Origin of the sequence: Bradyrhizobium sp. NBAIM03 (assembly GCF_020194055.1) — a bacterium.
Lineage (GTDB): Bacteria > Pseudomonadota > Alphaproteobacteria > Rhizobiales > Xanthobacteraceae > Bradyrhizobium > Bradyrhizobium yuanmingense.
Map to the genome: position 1 here is coordinate 106,791 of NZ_JADYVS010000003.1, position 18,966 is coordinate 125,756.

17 protein-coding genes and 1 pseudogene are annotated in these 18,966 nt (G+C 64.5%); 7 read left to right on the forward strand and 11 right to left on the reverse strand.

Annotation, left to right across the window (positions count from 1 at the left end; all coding sequences use genetic code 11):
• Positions 1-89: 89 nt before the first annotated feature.
• From I6F21_RS05405 to I6F21_RS05425, 5 genes are read right to left on the reverse strand one after another with little or no spacing between them, the layout of a single operon-like run.
• A complete protein-coding gene (locus I6F21_RS05405; RefSeq protein ID WP_225182854.1) occupies positions 90-704 on the reverse strand; it encodes a hypothetical protein in 615 nt (204 codons plus the stop codon).
• The gene (locus I6F21_RS05410; protein WP_225112021.1) at positions 701-1,549 is read right to left on the reverse strand and encodes an ABC transporter permease; all 849 of its coding nucleotides are present in this window, start codon (positions 1,547-1,549) and stop codon (positions 701-703) included. Before I6F21_RS05410 ends, I6F21_RS05405 begins: the two co-directional genes overlap by 4 nt.
• The gene (locus I6F21_RS05415) at positions 1,546-2,352 is read right to left on the reverse strand and encodes an ABC transporter ATP-binding protein (protein ID WP_225142952.1); all 807 of its coding nucleotides are present in this window, start codon (positions 2,350-2,352) and stop codon (positions 1,546-1,548) included. The genes I6F21_RS05410 and I6F21_RS05415 overlap by 4 nt, the downstream gene beginning before the upstream one ends.
• Complete coding sequence (locus I6F21_RS05420; RefSeq protein ID WP_057026749.1) at positions 2,349-3,317, reverse strand: YVTN family beta-propeller repeat protein; 969 nt, start codon at positions 3,315-3,317, stop codon at positions 2,349-2,351. The genes I6F21_RS05415 and I6F21_RS05420 overlap by 4 nt, the downstream gene beginning before the upstream one ends.
• Positions 3,318-3,325: 8 nt before the next feature.
• The gene (locus I6F21_RS05425; protein ID WP_225182855.1) at positions 3,326-4,507 is read right to left on the reverse strand and encodes an ABC transporter substrate-binding protein; all 1,182 of its coding nucleotides are present in this window, start codon (positions 4,505-4,507) and stop codon (positions 3,326-3,328) included.
• A 60-nt stretch (positions 4,508-4,567) separates the two neighbouring features.
• Between I6F21_RS05425 and I6F21_RS05430 the strand changes: the two genes are divergently transcribed.
• Entirely contained in the window at positions 4,568-5,137 is a 570-nt protein-coding gene (locus I6F21_RS05430) for a DUF3280 domain-containing protein (protein WP_225182856.1), read from the forward strand.
• A gap of 159 nt (positions 5,138-5,296) precedes the next feature.
• Here the strand turns inward: I6F21_RS05430 and fghA are convergent, their stop codons facing one another.
• The gene (gene fghA / locus I6F21_RS05435) at positions 5,297-6,142 is read right to left on the reverse strand and encodes an S-formylglutathione hydrolase (protein ID WP_225182857.1); all 846 of its coding nucleotides are present in this window, start codon (positions 6,140-6,142) and stop codon (positions 5,297-5,299) included.
• A gap of 69 nt (positions 6,143-6,211) precedes the next feature.
• Positions 6,212-6,832 (reverse strand): response regulator transcription factor, encoded by a 621-nt coding sequence (locus I6F21_RS05440; protein ID WP_225182858.1) that lies wholly within the window; start codon positions 6,830-6,832, stop codon positions 6,212-6,214.
• 201 nt (positions 6,833-7,033) lie between these two features.
• On the opposite strand from I6F21_RS05440, the gene I6F21_RS05445 reads away from it, so the two are divergent.
• Positions 7,034-8,386: a histidine kinase gene (locus I6F21_RS05445; protein ID WP_192893121.1), complete on the forward strand. Its 1,353-nt coding sequence runs from the start codon at positions 7,034-7,036 to the stop codon at positions 8,384-8,386.
• A 164-nt stretch (positions 8,387-8,550) separates the two neighbouring features.
• The gene (locus tag I6F21_RS05450; RefSeq protein ID WP_225182859.1) at positions 8,551-11,019 is read left to right on the forward strand and encodes a TonB-dependent receptor; all 2,469 of its coding nucleotides are present in this window, start codon (positions 8,551-8,553) and stop codon (positions 11,017-11,019) included.
• 4 nt (positions 11,020-11,023) lie between these two features.
• On the opposite strand, the gene I6F21_RS05455 is transcribed toward I6F21_RS05450, so the two are convergent.
• From I6F21_RS05455 to I6F21_RS05465, 3 genes and pseudogenes are all read right to left on the reverse strand, one after another.
• Positions 11,024-12,049 carry an ABC transporter permease gene (locus I6F21_RS05455; RefSeq protein WP_225182860.1) on the reverse strand — a complete coding sequence of 342 codons (1,026 nt, stop codon included), beginning with the start codon at positions 12,047-12,049 and terminating at the stop codon, positions 11,024-11,026.
• Positions 12,046-13,564 (reverse strand): annotated as a pseudogene (locus I6F21_RS05460) (sugar ABC transporter ATP-binding protein). The gene I6F21_RS05455 and the pseudogene I6F21_RS05460 overlap by 4 nt, the downstream one beginning before the upstream one ends.
• 33 nt (positions 13,565-13,597) lie before the next feature.
• Positions 13,598-14,551 (reverse strand): sugar-binding protein, encoded by a 954-nt coding sequence (locus I6F21_RS05465; protein WP_036007875.1) that lies wholly within the window; start codon positions 14,549-14,551, stop codon positions 13,598-13,600.
• A 382-nt stretch (positions 14,552-14,933) separates the two neighbouring features.
• Between I6F21_RS05465 and I6F21_RS05470 the strand changes: the two genes are divergently transcribed.
• Together I6F21_RS05470 and I6F21_RS05475 are read left to right on the forward strand one after the other, a co-directional pair.
• Positions 14,934-15,101: a hypothetical protein gene (locus I6F21_RS05470; RefSeq protein ID WP_192893123.1), complete on the forward strand. Its 168-nt coding sequence runs from the start codon at positions 14,934-14,936 to the stop codon at positions 15,099-15,101.
• A 61-nt stretch (positions 15,102-15,162) separates the two neighbouring features.
• Positions 15,163-15,570, forward strand: coding sequence for a hypothetical protein (locus tag I6F21_RS05475; protein ID WP_225112013.1), 408 nt, complete (start codon positions 15,163-15,165; stop codon positions 15,568-15,570).
• 75 nt (positions 15,571-15,645) lie between these two features.
• Here I6F21_RS05475 and I6F21_RS05480 read toward each other — a convergent pair whose 3' ends face one another.
• Complete coding sequence (locus tag I6F21_RS05480; RefSeq protein WP_036007869.1) at positions 15,646-16,221, reverse strand: nuclear transport factor 2 family protein; 576 nt, start codon at positions 16,219-16,221, stop codon at positions 15,646-15,648.
• 79 nt (positions 16,222-16,300) lie between these two features.
• On the opposite strand from I6F21_RS05480, the gene I6F21_RS05485 reads away from it, so the two are divergent.
• Both I6F21_RS05485 and I6F21_RS05490 read left to right on the forward strand, forming a co-directional pair.
• Positions 16,301-17,254, forward strand: coding sequence for a LysR family transcriptional regulator (locus I6F21_RS05485; protein ID WP_225182861.1), 954 nt, complete (start codon positions 16,301-16,303; stop codon positions 17,252-17,254).
• Between the two features lie 157 nt (positions 17,255-17,411).
• Positions 17,412-18,872, forward strand: a complete 1,461-nt coding sequence (locus I6F21_RS05490; protein WP_225112011.1) for a GH1 family beta-glucosidase — start codon at positions 17,412-17,414, stop codon at positions 18,870-18,872.
• Positions 18,873-18,966: the final 94 nt, after the last annotated feature.

Here is an 18,966-nt window from a genome sequence, read left to right on the forward strand (position 1 = left end):
CGATTTGGTTCCGGCACATAGCGCGGCGAAAGGTTAACGTTGCCGGGGCGATTGCGGGAACTTTTCGTGAGCGGTCAGCGTAACTGACGCTATTCCATTTCCTGCTGGATGACGCGTCCGAGCGCGAACAGGCGCTGGTCGAGCGAGGTTGGAACCTCGCAGACGAAGCGCACCACCTTGTTACGGTCCTCGAAGATCCGGGTCTTCCAGATCAGCTCGTTGCTGAGCGCCTGGACCTTGGCCTCGTCACGCGGTGTGGCCCCTTGCAGGGCCTGGAGCTGAATTGCCTCCTCGCGGATCTTGTCGGCGGCATCGCGCTGCTTGCGGCTGACTCGCTCGAGTCCGTTCATGACCTGGGAGCGCTGGGCGTTGAGCGTGTCGAACAGGCCGGCGAACAGCAGCTTTGCGTTCGCGGTCTTGTCGGCAGCGGAACCCGCGAGAAACTCCTTCACCAGCTTTTCCGCCTCATCCAGTGGCGTCTTGCGCGCCGCCAGTTTCGCAACGAGCGCGCTGATCCTGGCGTCGTCCTTCCATCTGTTCTGGACGTCGTCGAGCGGCGGACCGCCCCACACGGCCGCCAGCGAGATCTCGGGCACCTTCGCCTGGGTGCACGGCCAGTCCGGATAGCGCGGATCGGCGGCGTGCGCCGTCGTGCTCGCGACAGCGAGCACCAGTAGAGAGGTGACCAGAACCCGAACAATCATCCTTCGCCTCCCGCAGGCCCGCGTCGCGCCAGCCCGCGCGAGGGATCATAGGCCAGGATCGCGCCGATCATGAAGACGATTGTGCAAGCAGCGACCACCGCCAGCGAGATCCAGTTGATCTGGCCATACAGCGCGAAACGGATCAGCTCGACCGCATGGGTGAACGGATTGGCCTCGCACAGATAATAGAGATAGGGGTTGCCCTCCTGCACGCGCCAGAGCGGGTAGAGCGCGGAGGAGGCGAAGAACATCGGGAAGATCACGAAGTTCATGACACCGGCGAAGTTCTCCAGCTGTTTGATGCCCGACGAGATCAGCATGCCGAGCGAGCCCAGCATCAGCCCCGACAGGATCAGCGCCGGCAGCACGGTGAGATAGCCCTGGGGCGGCGGGGTGATGTCCCAGAGCCAGGCGATCAGCAGGAACGCATAGACCTGGAGCAGCGATACCGCGGTGCCCGCGAGCAGCTTGCAGAACAACAGGAACCCCCGCGGCAGCGGGCTCACCAGGAGCGTGCGCATGTTTCCCATCTCGCGGTCATAGACCATCGAGAGCGAGGACTGCATGCCGTTGAAGAGCTGGATCATCGCCATCAGTCCCGGCGCTATATAGACCTCGTAGAGGATGTAGGTCTCGTAGGGCGGGATGATGGAGATGCCGAGCACCTGGCGGAAGCCGGCGGCAAAGATGAACAGCCACACCAGAGGCCGCACCAGCGCCGAGACGAAGCGCTCGCGCTGATGCAGGAAGCGCAGGCCCTCGCGCCAGACGATGCCGCTGAGGCAGGTCATGTACTCGGCGAACGAGAAGCCGCGCGGCGCCTCGCGCGTCGTGATGCTGCTCATGCGCCGCCTCCAGGCATGGTTTGTGCGCCGGTCAGGCGCATGAAGGCGGTGTTGACGTCCTGCGCGCCTGTTGCGGCGATGACGCGGCTCATCGGCCCCTGCGCCAGCACCTTGCCCTGGTGCAGCACCACGAGATCGTCGCCGGGCATGATCTCGTCGAACAGGTGCGTGGCCCAGAGCACGCCGATGCCTTGCTCGGTCACGAGCTGGCGGACGTGGCTGATGATGTCGGCACGCGCCTTGACGTCGAGGCCGACGGTCGGCTCGTCGAGCAGCAAGAGGCGCGGCTGGTGCAGCAGCGCCCGGGCGATCTCCAGCCGCCGCATCTGTCCGCCCGAGAGGTCGCGCACCTTGCTTGCAGCGCGATCGGCAAGGCCGATGCGGCCGAGCAGCTCGGCGCTGCGCGCCGAGGCCTCGCGGCGGCCAATGCCGTGCAGGGCGGCGTGGTAGAGCAGGTTCTGCGTCAGCGACAGATCAAGATCGAGCGTGCGCGGCTGGAATACGACCCCGAGCAGCCGCAGCGCCTCGCCCGGGCTCTTGCTGACGTCGTGCCCGAAAATGCCGACGCGGCCGGACTGGATGCCGAACAGCCGCGTGATCAGCGAGAACAGCGTGCTCTTGCCGGCGCCGTTGAGTCCCAGCAGCGCCGTGAAGCTCGCGGGCTGCACATTGAAGGACACGTCCATCAATGCGCGCCGCGGACCATAGGCATGGCTGACGCCGTCGATCGACAACGCCGGCACCGTGGCTCCTTCGGGTCTCGGCGTCTCCTGCGCTTCGGCGATCGGAGCGGGGCTGGTCATGGCGCGATCGCAACGCCCCAGGGCAGCTCGCCGACCTGAATGGTCTTGATCACCTTCTGCGCGGCGACGTCGATGACGGAGACGTCGTTCGACACACCGTTGGTGGTGAGCAAATATTTCTCGTCCGGCGTGAACGCCATGTGCCAGACCCGCTGCCCGACCAGGAGATATTTCGTCACCTTGCGCGAGGCGACGTCGACCACGGCGATGCGGTTGGCGGGGCCGAGCGCGACGAACGCGGTTTTGTCGTCTCTGGTCATGCCGATGCCGACCGGCTGGATCGCCTCCTTGCGCAAGCCCGGAATCTCGAACGTGACCTTGCCGATCACCTCGTGCTTTTTGGGGTCGATGATCGAGACAGTGCCGCCGATCTCCGAGGACACCCACACCTCGGAAGAATCATGCTTGTACTCGGCGTAGCGCGGCCGCGCGTCCACCAGCACGTTGGCGACGATCTGGCGCGAGGCGGTGTCGATGAAATGCGCCATGTTGGTGGTTTCCGAGGTGTTGATCAGCGTCTTGCCGTCCGGACTGATGGTCATGCCCTCGGGCTCGACACCGACCTGGATGTCGCCGAGCCGGGCGCGCTTCTCGAGGTCGATCACCGTCACCGTGTTGTCGTTCTCGTTGGCGACGTAGAGCATCTTGCCGGCGGCATCCTGCGCGAACAGCTCGGGGTCGGGTCCGGAGGGCAGGCTGTCCACCACGGTTTGCGTCTTGGCGTCGATTACCTGGATGGTGTCGTCGTCGCCGACCGCGACCATCACGAACTTGCCGTCGCGGGTAAGGTCGATGCCGCGCGGACGCTGGCCGACCTTGATGGTCTTGGTCACGGTCCAGCTGTCGGTATCGATCACCGAGACCGTATTGCTCTTCTCGTTCGAGACATAGGCGATGAACGCATGCGCTGGGGCTGCCGCCAGCGCCAATGCGGAGAGAAGTCCAACACGCCACATCCGCGACATCTGCATCCTCACTTCAGCTTGCATTTGCTCTCCGGGCGATCGTAGCCGAGCGTGTCGAGCTCGGAGACCTGGTGCAGGAATCCTTCCTGCGGCGACACCGACACCACCATGCGGCCGTCGACCAGGAGGATCGGCTGACGCAGCTGCAGGTTCCAGTCGCGCAAGGTCAGCCGCGTGCCCTTGAAGGCGGCGACCGAGAAATCCGGGCCCTTGATGAAATCGGTGACCTTCCTGACCTCGCCGGAATTGGCGCGCGAGGTGGCTTCGCCGATCATGCGCACCGCCGTCCAGGCCTGCATGTCGCGCGCGGTCATCCGGCGCAAATTCAGCTTGATGAAGCGGTTCTGCATCTGGATCGCGCCCCACTGATCCTGCGATGCGTCCCAGCTGCGCGGCACGAGGCCGGCCGAGCCGGCGACCGGGCGCGGATCCCAGGTGCGATAGGGCAGATAAGAGCCGAACACCTCGCTCTCGTCGGCGGCGACCAGCACGTCATAGGCCGGTGCCTGCTGCGTGAAGACGGGGATCTGACGCTGGATCTGCGCCACGCCGCTATCGGTGCGCCGCGCCCCGCCCTTGTCCTCGAAGGTTCGCTCCTGCACGATCTTGGCGCCGAACCGCGCCGCGGTGCGCCTGATAGCATCCGCGAACAGCTTGTCCTCGTCGTGCGAGCCGACCACCAGCAGCCAGCGCGACCACTTCTTCCACACCAGATATTGGCCGAGCGCGTCGGCGAGCATCGCACGCGTCGGCGCGGTGTGGATGACGTTGGCGCGGCAATCGGTCTCGCGCAGCCGCTCGTCGATCGCGCCGGCGTTGAACAGCAGCGTGCCGCGGTCGCGCAAGGCGTCCGCGACCTTCAACAGCGCATCGGCGGGCAGGTCGGCGATGATGAAGCCGTTCTTCTCGGCGAGCGCGGTCGCAGCCTGCGCCACGTCCTCGCCTTCCCTGATGCGGCGCTCCTCCAGCGTGAAGCGCTGGCCGGTGAATTTCCCGGTGGTGTTGTTGTCCTCGATGGCAAGGCGCGCGCCGGCGAGGCCGTCATTCTCGGCAGGCTGCTCGGCGAGCGACAGCGTTGATCGGGTGCCGGCGATTGCGAGATAGCCGACGCCGATCGTGACGGGATCGGCCGCAAGCGCGCTCGTCGCGGCAAAACCAAAGCCGATCAGGCCGGCCAACCATCGGATCATGTTTCCTCCAGACGATCTCCCCGGCTTGACCGCCGGTGAAGAATTGTCTCTGCTTCAAGCATGACCAATTTGTCAGGCCGTGCAACCCCGCATTTCGTCCCCGCGCGCGCGAAGCCGGGAATCACGATCATGCGAGCATTGTTGGCAACCGCAGCATTGCTGCCGACGGGGGCGGGCGCGCTCGCCGATCCACCGAAGCTCGCGGTGTTCGATTTCGAGTTGGTCGACACCAGCCTGCCGGGCGAGTTCTACGGCTCCAAGCCGGAAGAGGCGCGGCTCATGCGCATCAGCGAGCAGCTGCGCAAGGAGCTGGCAGAGTCGGGCCGGTTCCAGGTGCTTGACATCGCGCCGATACGGGAGGCCGCCCGTGGCGCGAACCTGCAGGCCTGCGGCGGCTGCGACCTCAAGCTCGCCGGCCAGCTCGGCGCCGATCTGGAGATCACCGGCCTTGTGCAGAAGGTCTCCAACCTGATCATCAATCTCAACATCTATCTGCGCGACGTGAAGACCGGCAACATGGTCGCGGTCGCCAGCGCCGACATGCGCGGCAACACGGATGAATCCTGGTCGCGCACGATGAGCTATCTCATCCGCAACCGCCTGCTGGCGCCGAACTACGGGAAGCCGTGAAGAGGTTTTCCCTCTCCCCTTGTGGGAGAGGGTGGCTCGCCGCGTAGCGGCGAGACGGGTGAGGGGTTTCCATCCCCACGAATGGTCGTGCGAGCGGAGAGAACCCCTCATCCGGCGCTTCGCGCCACCTTCTCCCGCAAGGGGAGAAGGAGAAAGACATCACCCCTTCAGCCTCTCCGCATGCCAGTGCAGGTGATCGCTCATGAAGGTCGAGATGAAATAATAGCTGTGGTCGTAGCCCGCCTGGCGCCGCAGCGTCAGCGGGATGCCGGCCTTGGCGCAGGCGGCCTCGAGCAGCTCCGGCCTGAGCTGCTCCTTCAGGAAATTGTCGGCCTCGCCGACGTCGACTAGGAAGCCGGAGAACTTGGCGCCGTCCTCGATTAGCGCCACCGTGTCGTGATTGCGCCAGGCCTCCTTGTTCGGTCCGAGATAGCCGGTCAGCGCCTTGATGCCCCAGGGCACGAGCGAAGGCGCCACGATCGGGGCAAAGGCGCTGGCTGCGCGAAAGCGGTGCGGGTTGCGCAGCGCCACCGTCAGCGCGCCGTGGCCGCCCATCGAGTGGCCCATCACCGATTGCCGCTTGGCATCGACCGGAAAGCTCTCCGCAACCAGCTTCGGCAGCTCGTCCGTGACGTAGCTCCACATGCGATAATTGCGCGCGAACGGCTCTTGCGTGGCGTCCACATAGAAGCCGGCCCCGAGGCCAAAATCATAGGCGTTGTTGGCATCGCCCGGCACATCGGGCCCGCGCGGTGAGGTGTCGGGCGCGACGAAGATCAGGCCGAGCTCGGCACAGGCCTTGCGGAACTCGCCCTTCTCGGTGACGTTGGCATGCGTGCACGTAAGGCCGGAGAGATACCAGACCACGGGCAGCTTGGCCCCGTCCGCATGCGGCGGGATATAGACCGAGAACACCATGTCGGTTCCGGTCACCTGGCTGGCATGGCGATAGACGCCCTGCACGCCGCCATGGGATTTGTTGGTCGAGACAGTCTGAATCGTCATGCCTAAGAGCTCCGTGGCGTCTCACCACACCAAGATTGCAACGCTTGTGTGACCGAATTCGTGGCGTGGTTAGGCGACACCGCTGTCGATCGCCAGCCGCACCAGCTCCACCGAGGTCTTCACCCCGAGCTTCTGGCGCATGATGGACGAGGTATTGGCCACCGTCTTGTAGGACGATTGCACCAGCCACGCGATCTCGGACAGGCTCTTGCCGGCGCTGAGCAGCCGCAGAATCTCCATCTCGCGCGCGTTCAGCTTCGACAGCGGGCTTTGCGCCAGCGTCGGCCCGGCGAAGGCGATGCTGCGCGCGATCGCGGTCGGAAGATAGGTGCCGCCGCTTCCGACGGCGCGGATCGCCTCGACGAGGTCGTCGGGGTCGCCGGTCTTGGAGACGTAGCCCTTGGCGCCGCACTCGATCGCGCGCGCAGCGAAAGCGGGGTCGTCATTCATGCTGAACATGATGATGCGGGCCTCAGGGGCGCGCTCGAGGATGCGGCGCGCGAGCTCGAAGCCGGAGACGGTCGGCAGATTGATGTCGATGATGCAGAGGTCGGGACGTTCGACGATGAAGACGCACTCGCCGTCCTCGGCATCGGCGGCTTCCAAGATTTCGATCTCGCCTTCGTCGGCCAGCACGGCACGGCAGCCGGAGGCGACGATGGGATGATCGTCGACGATCAGAATGCGCATAGGCGTTCCCCGCAACAGCCCGTTCCCTTGGAGCTTGCCTGTTCTGCGCCGCATGAGACTGACCAAGCAAGACGCGCGTCTCGTGTCGGCTCATGCAACCCGGCTGGGATTGCTGTACGCTTCCGATTAGATATCGGGCGGTTCGCCTCTGTCAACGTCGTCGGACAGGCGCCAACCCTTCGCGAGGCACGAGCGAGACCAATGTGGCAGAATCTTTCCTTGCGCGGGCGCATCAATCTCTTGCTGGCGCTGCTGCTGGCGCTGGGGCTCGCGGTCAATATCGGCCGGCAGATCGCCGAGGCCGGCCCGCGCGTGCAGGCCGAGGACCAGAGCGTGATCCGCCTCGCGCGCGAATTCATCGAGATGATCGTTGCCGATCTCAACGAGGCACCCGATCCTGATGCCAGGCTGAACCAGATCGCGCGCGATCTCAGCCGCCTGCGCCATGTCAGCATCGCGCTGCACGATTCCGGTGGGAACCCGCTGACGCCCCGCCGGCTTGGCTCCGATGTCGACACGCGTGCCCCGCCGGCCTGGTTCGTCAGCCTGGTCCATCCGGAGCAGACCGCGGTCAGCGTGCCGGTCTCGATCCGCGGCAAGCCCGGCTCGCTCGTGATCACCTCGCATCCCGACGACGAGATCGCCGAGATCTGGGACGGCATCGTGACCCAGCTCGAGGTCGGCTCGGTGATCGCGCTTGCGCTGTTTTTCCTGATGATGAAGGTGGTCGGCCGTGCCCTGGCACCGTTACAGTCGCTGGCGGACGCCATGGGGAAGCTCGAAAGCGGACATTACGAGGCCCGCGTCGCGCCGGGCGGCGCGCCGGAGCTCGCGGCGATCTGCACCAGGCTCAACCATCTTGCCGCGACGCTTGGTGAAGCGGTCGAGGACAAGCGGCGCCTCGCCGAGCGCGCGGTGTCGCTGCAGGACATCGAGCGCAAGGAGATCGCGCGCGAATTGCATGACGAGTTCGGGCCCTATCTGTTCTCGCTGCGCGCACATGCGAGCGCGTTGGCGAAGCAGGCGGACGGACGCGAGCCGAGTGCCGATGCCGTACGCAAACATGGCAGCGCCATGCTGGAGCAGATCAATGCACTCCAGCAGTTCAATCGCCGCGTGCTGGAGCGTCTTCGGCCCGTGGGCCTTGCCGAGCTCGGCCTGCGCCAGGCGCTCGAATCCCTGTCGCGGCTGTGGCGGGAGTCGCATCCCGACGTTGCGATCGAGACCTCGATCTCGCCGGCGCTGGGCCCCACCGGCGAGACCGCCGATCTCACCATCTATCGCATCGTGCAGGAGGCGCTCACCAATGTGTTCCGCCACGCCGGCGCGACCTCGGTCAGTGTCGTCATCGAGCCGGTCGAGCAGGCCGGCGGCCGCTTCTGCGCCCGGGTGCGGGTCAGCGACGACGGCCGCGGCATGGAGCCAGGCCAGAAGCTCGGCTTCGGCCTCGTCGGCATGCGCGAGCGGATCCTGGCGCTCGGCGGCACGCTCAATGTGGTCTCGGGTGAGGGCGGTGTGACCGTGGAAGCGCTGGTGCCGACAGCGGCAACCTGATCGCATCCAAAGCGATCGGGAAAAATTCCCGATTTGGTCGGGAAAATGGGTGTGGATAGGGTCCGACCTTTTGTGGCTGGCGTCCCCATTGCGGCCGAATAAACTCGTCCCGACCAATCGGCGGAACATCAAAACATTCGGTGGTCACGGATGGGAAGGCGGGGATGGGCAAGGTTGTTTCGTTCAAGCGTGCTTTGTTGATGGCTTCGGTGTCGACCGGGCTGGTATCGGGCTTGGTCTATGCGACCCCTGCCGGGGCCGCGCCGGACGAGGAGACCAACGTCCAGAACCTGCCGCCGGTCGAGGTGACCGCACCACCTTCGGCGCGGCGCGCGGCGCCGTCGCGACCTGTTGCGCGCGTGGGGGCGCCGGGATCGGCCGCGCCGAGGACACGCCTTTACGTCTATCCGACCTCGCCGGGCACCGGCCGGGGTCTCGATGTCGACAAGGTTCCGTCGGCGATCAATGCCGTCGATGCCAACCAGATCAGGCGCACCGGTTCGCTGAACGTCACGGACGCGCTGCGCGACAACATCGCCGGCATCAACATCAGCGAAGTCACCGGCAATCCGTTCCAGCCGGATGTCGAATTCCGCGGCTTCGTCGCTTCGCCCGTGACGGGCACGCCGCAAGGCCTTGCGGTGTACCAGAACGGCGTCCGCATCAACGAGGCCTTCTCGGACGCCGTCAATTGGGACCTGATTCCGACGGCCGCGATCAGGTCGGTGACGCTGGTGACCAACAATCCGGCCTTCGGCCTCAATGCACTCGGCGGCGCGATCAACTTGCAAATGAAGGACGGCTTCACCTATCAGGGCGCCGAGCTCGACCTCATGGGCGGATCGTTCGGCCGCATCCAGGGCTCGGCGCAATGGGGCAAGCAGGTCGACCAGAACTTCGCCGTCTACGGTGCGCTCGAAGGACTGCGCGACAACGGCTTCCGCAATTTTTCCCAATCGACCGTGCGGCGCTTCTACGGCGATGTCGGCTACAGGGCCGGCGACAGCGAATTCCACGCCAATATGGGCGTGGCCAAGAACGATTTCGGCGCCAGCGCCACGGTCCCGGCCGAGCTGCTCGACAGATATTGGGGCGCGACCTACACCACGCCGCAGACCACCTCCAATCGCGTCGGCTATCTCAACCTGACCGGCAAGGTCGACGCGACGCCGACCTGGACGCTCGAAGGCATCGCGCGTGTGCGCAGGTACGAGCAAAAGGTGGTCGACGGCAACCCGACCGATGTGGAGGAGTGCGCTGCAGATCCGGCGCTGCTCTGCTTTGGCGACGACACCTCACCCGCCTACGGCGCGGGCGGCGTGCAGCTTGCCAACCCATTTGCGCCGGGCACGATCCTCGGCGCGATCGACCGCGGCTCGATCCGTTCGACCACGTTCGGCGTGTCGGGGCAGGCCACCAACACCGACCAGTTGTTCGGTCATGACAACCGCTTCGTGGTGGGCGCAACCTATGACGCCAGCGTCACGCGCTACAACGCCTCCTCCGAAATCGGCTCGATGGGAGAGAACTACGTCGTCAGCGGCAGCGGCGTTTTCCTGGGACCGACTCCTGTGGCGGACCCCGTCGCCGGCCCGGTCTCGCTGCGGACCGTCAATCAGTATAACGGCCTCTACGCGTTGGATACGTTCAACGTCACGGAAGCCTTCGCCATCACGGGGGGCGGCCGCTTCAATGCGGCGCGGATCACGTTGGAAGATCAGCTTGGGACTGCGCTCAACGGCGATCACACCTTCACGCGTTTCAATCCGATCATCGGCGGCACCTACAGGATCACGCCGGAATTGACCGCCTATGCCGGCTATTCCGAGGCCAACCGCGTGCCGACACCGCTCGAGCTCGGCTGCGCCGATCCCGCCAGGCCCTGTCTCATCGCGGCCTTCCTGGTTGCGGATCCACCGTTGAAGCAGGTCGTCTCCAAGACCGTGGAGGCCGGTTTCCGGGGCACCAAGGAGTTGAACATCGGCACCCTCGGATGGAAGATCGGCGGCTTTCGCGCCACCAACCACGACGACATCATGGCGGTGCCGGTCGTTGGCCGGACTGGTTTCGGCTATTTTTCGAACGTAGGCCGCACACGGCGGCAGGGGCTCGAAGCCGAAGTCAACATCAAGTCTCCGACGCTGCAGTTCCAGGCGAGTTACGCGTTCGTCGATGCCCGCTTCCTTGATCCGCTCGAGCTCGGCTCGGAAAGCCCGTTTGCCGACGATACCTCCGAGACCATTCAGGTCAGGCCCGGAAACCAGATCCCGGCAGTCCCGCGCCACCGCGTCAAGGTCGGCGTCGACTATGCCGTGACCGACGTCTGGAAGGTCGGCGGCAACGCGCTGTTCGTCTCCAGCCAGTATCTGGTCGGCGACGAGTCCAACCAGTTCGCGAAGCTGCCGTCCTATACGGTGTTCAATCTCCACACCTCCTATCAGATCGCGAAGAACGTCCAGCTCTACGGCCGCGTCGACAACATCTTCGACAAGCGTTACGTGACCTACGGCCAGTTCTTCGACCGCGACGCCTTGCCCAACTTCACCAATGGCGGCGCGGATTTCACCGACCCGCGCTCGCTGAGCCCGGCAAGGCCGCGCGCGTTTTACGCGGGGTTGCGGGTGACGTTCTAGATTTTCACTCCACCTTCACGCGCTCGAGCGGAGCCGCAGCGACGCTCGCCTGCTCCCGGCCTTTGGCCGCACTCGCGCGGTGGCGTCGCTGCACCAGATATTGATCGCCGAGCACGCCGACCAGGATCACCGTTCCCATCACCGCGAAATTGAGCGAGCTCGGAATGCCCAGCAGGTTGACGAGATTCTGCAGCACCTGGAGCAGCACGGTGCCGAGCACGACGCCGATGATCGAGCCTTCGCCGCCGCGCAAGGAGCAGCCGCCGAGCACGGCGGCGGCGATGGCGTAGAGCTCGTAGAACGAGCCGTGCACCGCCGGCGAAATGGAACGGGTGTACATCGCGATCAGGATCGCCGAAAACGCAGTCAGCCCGCCACAGATGACATAGGCCGAGATGATCACGCGGTTGGTGCGAATGCCGGAGTACCGTGCCGCTTCCTCGTTCTTGCCGACGGCAAGGAGATAGCGGCCGAACACCGAGCGGTGAAGCACCACCGAGGCGATCACGGCCACCACGGCGAGCGCCACCACGCTGTGCGGCAGCGGGAATCCGAGCACGTTGGTGCGGCCGGCGGCCAGCCATTCCAACATCGGAAAGCTCGCGCCGAAGCCGAAGCCCGCCGTCGCGTCCTCGGTGTAATAGCGCGCCGCGCCGCGGTAGATCAGGAGGCCGCACAGCGTGACCACGAAAGCCTGGATCCGCATCCTGGTCACCAGCGTGCCATGAACCAGGCCGATCACGAGCCCGGCCGCGACGATCATCGCGAGGGCTACGACCCAGTTGACGTCGTGATTGACGATCAGGTCGATGAACAGGACGCCCAGCAGTGCGATCACCGAACCCACCGACAGCTCGATCCCGCCGATGATGATGATGAAGGCTTCGGCGATGGAGAAGATGCCGAACAACCCGATCTGGTTGGCGGTGTTCGAGAGATTGCCGACGTACAGGAATCTCGGATTGATCAGGGCGACAACGGTCCCGACCATCAGAATCAGAACGAGAAGGCTCAGGTCTTTCTTGCTCAAGGTCCCTCCGCCGTGATTGTGTGGCCAACGGCAAGCTGCAGCACATTGTGCTCACTGAACTGGCTGCGATCAAGGAAGCCCGAGATCGCGCCTTCATGCATCACCGCGAGCCGGTCGCTGACCCCGATCACCTCCTCCATGTCGCTGGAGATCATCAGGATCGCCACCCCGGCATCGGTCAGGCGGCGCAGCATGCCGTAGATTTCCTGCTTGGCTCCGACGTCGACCCCACGCGTCGGCTCGTCGACAATCAGCACCTTCGGCCGCATCGACAGCCATTTGGCGAGCACGACCTTCTGCTGGTTGCCTCCCGACAGCGAGCCGACGGCGGTCTTGACGTCGGGCGCGCGGATTTTTAGGCGCTCCCGCTGACGCACCGCGTTCTCGTTCTCGCGATCCGTATCTACCAGCCAGAAGCGCCATATAGGACGCCAGATCCGGCAGCGAGATGTTTTCGGCGATCGAGACGTCGAGCAGCAGGCCTGCGCCCTTGCGGTCCTCCGGAACGAGATAGATGCCTTGTTCGATGGCGGCCCGTGGGCTTGCGATACGGATCGGCTCGCCATCGAGTCGTATCGTGCCGCCACGCAGTGGATCGATGCCGAAGACGGCGCGGGCGAGCTCGGTGCGGCCGGACCCGACGAGGCCGGCAAGCCCGAGGATCTCGCCGCGGCGGACCGACAGGCTCACGGCGCGGCCGGGATAGGTGTCGGTGACGGCATCGACGATCTCCAGCACGCTGTCGCCGGGCGGCGCGGCCGGCGGAACGTAGAGCGATTTCAGGTCGCGGCCGATCATCAAGCGGATCATCGCCGCCGGAGAGAGCTCCGCACGCGTCAGCGCGCCGACCACGCGACCGTCGCGCAGCACGACCGCACGGTCGGCGCACTGCATCACCTCGTTGAGCCGATGCGTGATGAAGATGATGCTGACGCCGTGGGCTTTCAGGCCGGCCACGGTGCGCATCAGGCGGTCCGTCTCGGCGAGCGTCAGGCTCGAGGTCGGCTCGTCCATGATGACGAGACGAGCGTCGAGCGAAAGCGCCTTCATGATCTCGACCAGCTGGCGCTGCGCCAGCGACAGGTCGGCGAGCGGCGCATCGGCCGCGAAATCGCAGCCCAGCCGCTCCAGCAGCGGCGCGACATCGGCATACATCCGTTTGCGGTCGATCAGCCGCAAGGGCCCGCCGTGCACGGGCTCGCGGCCGATGAAGACGTTGCCGGCGACATCGAGATTGTCGAACAGGTTCAGTTCCTGATGGACGAAGGCGATGCCCGCCTTGATCGCATCCGCCACGGTGAGCGAAGATCGCGCGGCGCCATCGACACGAATAAAGCCGCCGCTGGGCTCCACGACCCCGCCGAGCACGCGCATCAGCGTCGACTTGCCGGCGCCGTTCTCGCCGATCAGCGCAACGACCTCGCCGGGCGACACTTGGAGACCGACGTGGTCGAGAGCGACCACGCCTGGATAGCTCTTGCTGATGTCGACCAGTTCGAGAAACGGTTCTGGCATGGCAGGCTGCACGGCGGGCAGCGCGGATCTCTCCTATTTCTTCAGCATCTGCTTCATCGAGGCCATGAACTCGTCGACATTCGCCTTTTCGATGACCTTGCCGGGCACGATGATGATACCGTTAGCCGGAATGCCGGACTTGTTGCCGCCGATGTAGTTCGCCATCAGCTTCATGCCCTGATAGCCCCATTCGAACGGCTGCTGCACCACCGTGCCGACGATGCTGCCTTCCTTGACGCCACCGAGCGTAATCGGATCCTCGTCGAAGCCGATGATCTTGATCTTGCCGAGCTTGCCGGCCTCCTTGAGCACCTCGTAGATCCGCGGTGTGTTGTAGGAGTAGAAGCCGACGAGGCAGCTCACATCGGGCATGGCGGCGAGGATGTCCTCGACGTTGCGCTTGGCGCGGGTCTGGTCGATCTCGTCGCCGCGAACGTCGACGAGCTCGACCTTCGAGCCTTTGAGCGTCTCCTTCACGCCTTCGATGCGCTCGCGTGCGTTGTCGGCGCCGGGTAGGCCGACGAAGCCGACGCATTTGCCGCCGTTCGGCAGCGCCTTGACCATCAGCTTTCCTGCCTCCTTGCCGAGGTCGGTGTTGGAGGAGCCGATATAGGCCACGCGCTTGGATTTCGGCGCGTCGCTGTCGGTGGTGAACAGCACCGTCTGGGACGCAACCTTGTTGAGATGCTCGGTCTGGTTCTTTGGATCGACCGCGCTGACCATGATGCCGGCGGCACCGGCGGCGACGAGGTCGTCCATCACGCGCTGCTGCACGGCGGCCGCAGCCTGTTCCGGATATTTGAACTGGAGCTCGTAGTTGGGCAGCTCGCCTTGCGCCTTCTTCATCCCGGCCTCGGCGATCTTCCAGAAGTCGGACGCCCCGTTGACGACGAAGGCCAGAACCTTCTTGTCCGCCGCATCCGTCGGGCCGACACCCGCTGCGATCGCGAAGGCAACAGACACACCTGCAACCAAGAGACGCTGCATATCATTCCTCCCCTAAGGCGGTCGGCCCTTTTTGATGGCCAACTCTGCTTGAGCCCAGATTGGGCGCATGCCTCACCCCCAGCGGCACGGCAATCAGCCGCTACCCGCATCGTTGCGGCAGAGGCGGGTCACCGACCCGGCCGGCGAGGTGAAATGAGGCACGTACCTCAAGCTAGCAGAAGCCCGCCGCGCACGCAATTGGAAGCAACGGTCTGGACGTCAACCGCCGCGCTCAGGCTGGTGTCGCCGGTCCCGCGGCAGCCTTTTCGGGCAATCCGCAGCCCGCTTGCGCCTTTAACCGATTGGAAACCATCGCAAATGATCTGAAAATTGTAACGAAACTCTCCGGCCGTCTCCGCGTCGGTTCGCCGGAGGGCCCGTGATGACTGAGCAGCAGTTGAGAGAGCAGGAATTCCAGATTGCGCGGTACCGGCATCTGGAGCGCGAGGTGACCGATCCGCTTGCAGCGTGTCTGCTTCACAGCATCATCGAGGAGCTCGAGGCCGAGCTGCGCAAGGAAAGGCCGGATTGGCACGGGCCCGGTCATTAACCGTTTGTTGGCGCTAATGATGCCAATTGTCGGCGTGGGAATACCAGGGGAGGCTGCTCCCATGCTGAAGGACGGCACCTACGCCGCTTGGTACAAGACGCCCATCGACCAGGGTACCGGGATCGTCCATGTCGCAGACGGCCAGATCTGGGGCCGTGACAGCCTGATGACCTATCACGGCACCTGCCAAATCGATGGAGATCGCTTCACCGCAACCGTATTGACGAAGCGTCACACCGACGGACGCGCCACCGTGTTCGGCAACGATCAAGAGCTGACGTTGACGATCGAGGGAAGCTGCCCTGGCAAGATCGCGACCTACACCGCGACAGCACCTCAGGCGCCGGGCATGATCCTCCACGGAACGCTCATCCTCAGGGAACAACAGCCGCCCCCACCTGAACCACCAGGGCAGACGCCGGCATTCAATCCCGACAAGCTGCCGAAATTGCCGAAGCGCTCGCGCTGATCATCGCGACGAAATCGCACGTCGTCTCGACTGGCCGCCGGCCGGCTCCGAATCCAGCTCATCTGCAGCGCTTCGTCATTTTTCCTCCGGCCATCCCCGGGCGAGTATCGCCGCCTGTTGCAAGGTGATGCTTCGGACCAGCGGGTCCGCATGACGGTGCACGAGTTGCCAATCCGTGCCGTCCTTGCGGTAGACTTCGGTCACGCGCAGCGACCAGTCTTGAGCCGGCAACCCGCCCACCTCGGCGCGCTGGCGCTCGACCATGACGAGAGCGACGAGCGCGTCGGATGCATAGGTTTGCAAAACCTCAAGTTCGGTTTGGCCTTCCCTGAAGTATCGGGAGAGGGCAGCCAGACGCTGGGGACTAGCGTCGAATCCCCGACTCGTAGGCCCGCCAAAGGGCTGCATCAGCGTGAAATCGGGCGCGATGCGGACAAGCTGGGACCAGCGGTCCACATCGCCACGCATGAAGGCGGCATTCTTCTCGCGGGCGCGTTCGACGAGGCCTGCTATCGCGTCGCTTCCAGCGGCCGCATCGGCCGAAAGCTGACCGGACAGGGGAATTGCTGCGGTAGCGGCCATCATCGAGCGCCGCGATATCTTTTCCTGCTCGCATGGCCACCTGTTCAGCCCGGACGGTTTGTTGGTCATTTCTCAGCTCCTGATCGAACGACGAGGCCCATGCATGAAGCCTTGATCCTAATGAATCCAGCGATATGATTTCAGCAACATGCTGAACCAAATTGATCTATCCAGGATTGATCTGAATCTCCTCGTGCTCTTCCGCGTGGTCCTGGAAGAGCGCCATGTCGCGCGTGCAGCCGCTCGGCTGAGCCTGACGCCGTCGGCTGTCAGCCATGCGCTTGGCCGGCTCCGTCTTCTACTGAACGATCCGCTGTTTCTGCGGACCCCGAAGGGGGTCGTTCCAACGGAGCGGGCCTTGGAGCTTGGAGAGCCGGTGGCCGAGATCATCGCGCGCGTCGAACAGCTGATCGGCTCGGCCACACCGTTCGACCCGGAGCAAAGTGGCCGTCGATTTACGATTGGCGCTCCCGATGCCGTACTGGTCTCAGCGATCGGTCCGCTGTTGCAATCGATCGCGACTGCGGCGCCCCACATTGATATCGGGCTGATCCACCTGATGCCTGCGCCGCGCGGTGGCGCAATCGGAGATCCTTGGCAGCAAAGCCTAGACATGCTCGAACGACGCGAGCTCGATATCGCAATGCTGCCGCTGCCGGCGGTATCACCGCGTTTCGAGGCGCGCAGGCTTTACGAGGAGGAGTTCGTGCTGGCCATGCGCAAGGGACATCCCTTCGCAAAAGCGCCAACCCATGCTGCGTTCGCGCGATCACAGCACCTGCTGGTCTCTCTCAGTGGGGAACCGCGCGGTTTCGTTGATGAGATGTTGGCAAAGCGCGGCCTCGAACGCCGCATCGCTTTGACTGTTCCGAATTTCATGATGGCGCTTGCCCAGCTTTCCGGGTCTGATTTGATCGCCGCATTGCCGCGCCGACTGGTGGAGCAGCACGCCAGCCGTTTCGGCCTCGTGTTGGTCGAGCTGCCTTTCGCGCGCAAACCGGATACGATCCGGGCCATCGCGACCAAAGCGGCTATGAAAGACGCGGGCATCGCGTGGCTGATGCAGATTGTGGTCGGTTCAATCGGAGCAGGCCGAAGCTAGAATCCGGTTTGAACTCAATAGGCGTTCATCTCGGCAAGGGAAGCATTGTGCTGCCGCGCCTGCGGTGGCGGATCTGGGACCTCCTGCACCCGCTTCTCAAATCGCCCGGAACTGTCCATTGTGCCGGCCCGAAACGAAAAGAAGTGGAGCAGCATCAATGACGGAGGGGGTCTCGCGCCGCCGGTTTGCCAAGCTGGCGGGATTGTCCGCAGCCGGGATTGCGAGTCCGCTTGTCGCCGAAGCCAAGCCGGCGCGGCCGCCGCGCAATGCAGCCGGTTTTCCGGCGGGCTTTCTCTGGGGCACGGCGACCTCGTCCTATCAGGTCGAGGGTGCGGTCGAGGAGGACGGGCGAGGGGCCTCGATCTGGGACAAGTTCGTCCGCATCCCCGGCAAGATCGAGGACGGCACCAACGGCGACCGCGCCAACGAGCACTATCACCGCTACAAGGAGGACATCGCCCTCATCAAGGAGCTCGGCTGCAAGGCCTATCGCTTCTCGGTGGCCTGGCCGCGGCTGTTCCCGGACGGCGACGGCAAGCCCAATCCGAAGGGGCTCGACTTCTACAACCGTCTCGTCGACGAGCTGCTGAAGAACGGCATCGAGCCGTGGCTGACCCTCTATCATTGGGACCTGCCCCAATCGCTCCAGGACCGGTTCGGCGGTTGGCGTTCGACCGAGACCTGCAAGATCTTCGGCGACTACGCGGCCTATATCGCCGCGCACCTCACCGACCGCGTCAGGAACGTGTTCACGTTGAACGAGAGCGGGCGCTTCGTCTATTTCGGTTACGGCGTCGGCATCGACGCGCCGGGCTTGAAGCTGCCGCAAGCCGATGTCAATCAGATCAGGCACAACAGTGCGCTGGCGCACGGGCTCGCGGTGCAGGCGGTGCGAGCCCATGGCCGCCGCGGCACCAGGGTGGGGCCGGCGGAGAACATCGATGCCTGCGCGCCTGCCTTCGACACGCCGGAAAACGTGCGGGCCGCGGAGACCGCGCTGCGCGAGATGAATGCCGGCTATCTCAACGTCATCATGACGGGCCGCTATACCGACGCCTTCCTGAAATACGCCGGGTCCAACGCGCCGAAATACACCGATGCGGAGCTCAAGATCATCTCTTCGCCGGTCGATTTTCTCGGTCTCAACATCTATGCGCCGCAGAACTACGTGGTGGCGTCCGACCAGGGCGCGGGCTTCAAGCCGCTGCCGATCCCGAAATCGTTCCCGCACATGAATTCGGACTGGCTGCGCGTCGGGCCCGAGACGATCTACTGGGTGCCGAAGCTGGCGGCGAAGATCTGGAAGACGGATGCGATCTATATCAGCGAGAACGGCACCTCCGGCGACGATGTGGTGTCGCCCGACGGCAAGATCTACGACACCGATCGCATCATGTATCTGCGCAACTATCTCGCCCAGCTCCAGCGCGCCACCGACGAAGGCGTGCCGGTGCACGGCTATTTCCTCTGGAGCCTGATGGACAATTTCGAGTGGGTGTACGGCCTTAACAAGCGTTTCGGGCTGTACCACGTCAATTTCGACACCCAGGTCCGCACGGCAAAACTCAGCGCCAGCTTCTACCGCAACGTGATCGCGAAGAACGCGGCGGGGGTGTAGCGGCTTTCTTCCATGTCGAGCCATCTGAGAGATCGTCATGCCCGGGCTTGTCCCGGGCATCCACGTTCTTCCTGCCCGGAGCCAAGCGTGGATG

Excerpts from the sequence above, each read along its gene's own strand:
- I6F21_RS05405 (WP_225182854.1), bottom strand. The coding sequence starts at position 704 with ATGATTGTTCGGGTTCTGGTCACCTCTCTACTGGTGCTCGCTGTCGCG.
- I6F21_RS05410 (WP_225112021.1), bottom strand. The coding sequence starts at position 1,549 with ATGAGCAGCATCACGACGCGCGAGGCGCCGCGCGGCTTCTCGTTCGCC.
- I6F21_RS05415 (WP_225142952.1), bottom strand. The coding sequence starts at position 2,352 with ATGACCAGCCCCGCTCCGATCGCCGAAGCGCAGGAGACGCCGAGACCC.
- I6F21_RS05420 (WP_057026749.1), bottom strand. The coding sequence starts at position 3,317 with ATGTCGCGGATGTGGCGTGTTGGACTTCTCTCCGCATTGGCGCTGGCG.
- I6F21_RS05425 (WP_225182855.1), bottom strand. The coding sequence starts at position 4,507 with ATGATCCGATGGTTGGCCGGCCTGATCGGCTTTGGTTTTGCCGCGACG.
- I6F21_RS05430 (WP_225182856.1), top strand. The coding sequence starts at position 4,568 with ATGACCAATTTGTCAGGCCGTGCAACCCCGCATTTCGTCCCCGCGCGC.
- fghA (WP_225182857.1), bottom strand. The coding sequence starts at position 6,142 with ATGACGATTCAGACTGTCTCGACCAACAAATCCCATGGCGGCGTGCAG.
- I6F21_RS05440 (WP_225182858.1), bottom strand. The coding sequence starts at position 6,832 with ATGCGCATTCTGATCGTCGACGATCATCCCATCGTCGCCTCCGGCTGC.
- I6F21_RS05445 (WP_192893121.1), top strand. The coding sequence starts at position 7,034 with ATGTGGCAGAATCTTTCCTTGCGCGGGCGCATCAATCTCTTGCTGGCG.
- I6F21_RS05450 (WP_225182859.1), top strand. The coding sequence starts at position 8,551 with ATGGGCAAGGTTGTTTCGTTCAAGCGTGCTTTGTTGATGGCTTCGGTG.
- I6F21_RS05465 (WP_036007875.1), bottom strand. The coding sequence starts at position 14,551 with ATGCAGCGTCTCTTGGTTGCAGGTGTGTCTGTTGCCTTCGCGATCGCA.
- I6F21_RS05470 (WP_192893123.1), top strand. The coding sequence starts at position 14,934 with ATGACTGAGCAGCAGTTGAGAGAGCAGGAATTCCAGATTGCGCGGTAC.
- I6F21_RS05475 (WP_225112013.1), top strand. The coding sequence starts at position 15,163 with ATGCTGAAGGACGGCACCTACGCCGCTTGGTACAAGACGCCCATCGAC.
- I6F21_RS05480 (WP_036007869.1), bottom strand. The coding sequence starts at position 16,221 with ATGACCAACAAACCGTCCGGGCTGAACAGGTGGCCATGCGAGCAGGAA.
- I6F21_RS05485 (WP_225182861.1), top strand. The coding sequence starts at position 16,301 with ATGCTGAACCAAATTGATCTATCCAGGATTGATCTGAATCTCCTCGTG.
- I6F21_RS05490 (WP_225112011.1), top strand. The coding sequence starts at position 17,412 with ATGACGGAGGGGGTCTCGCGCCGCCGGTTTGCCAAGCTGGCGGGATTG.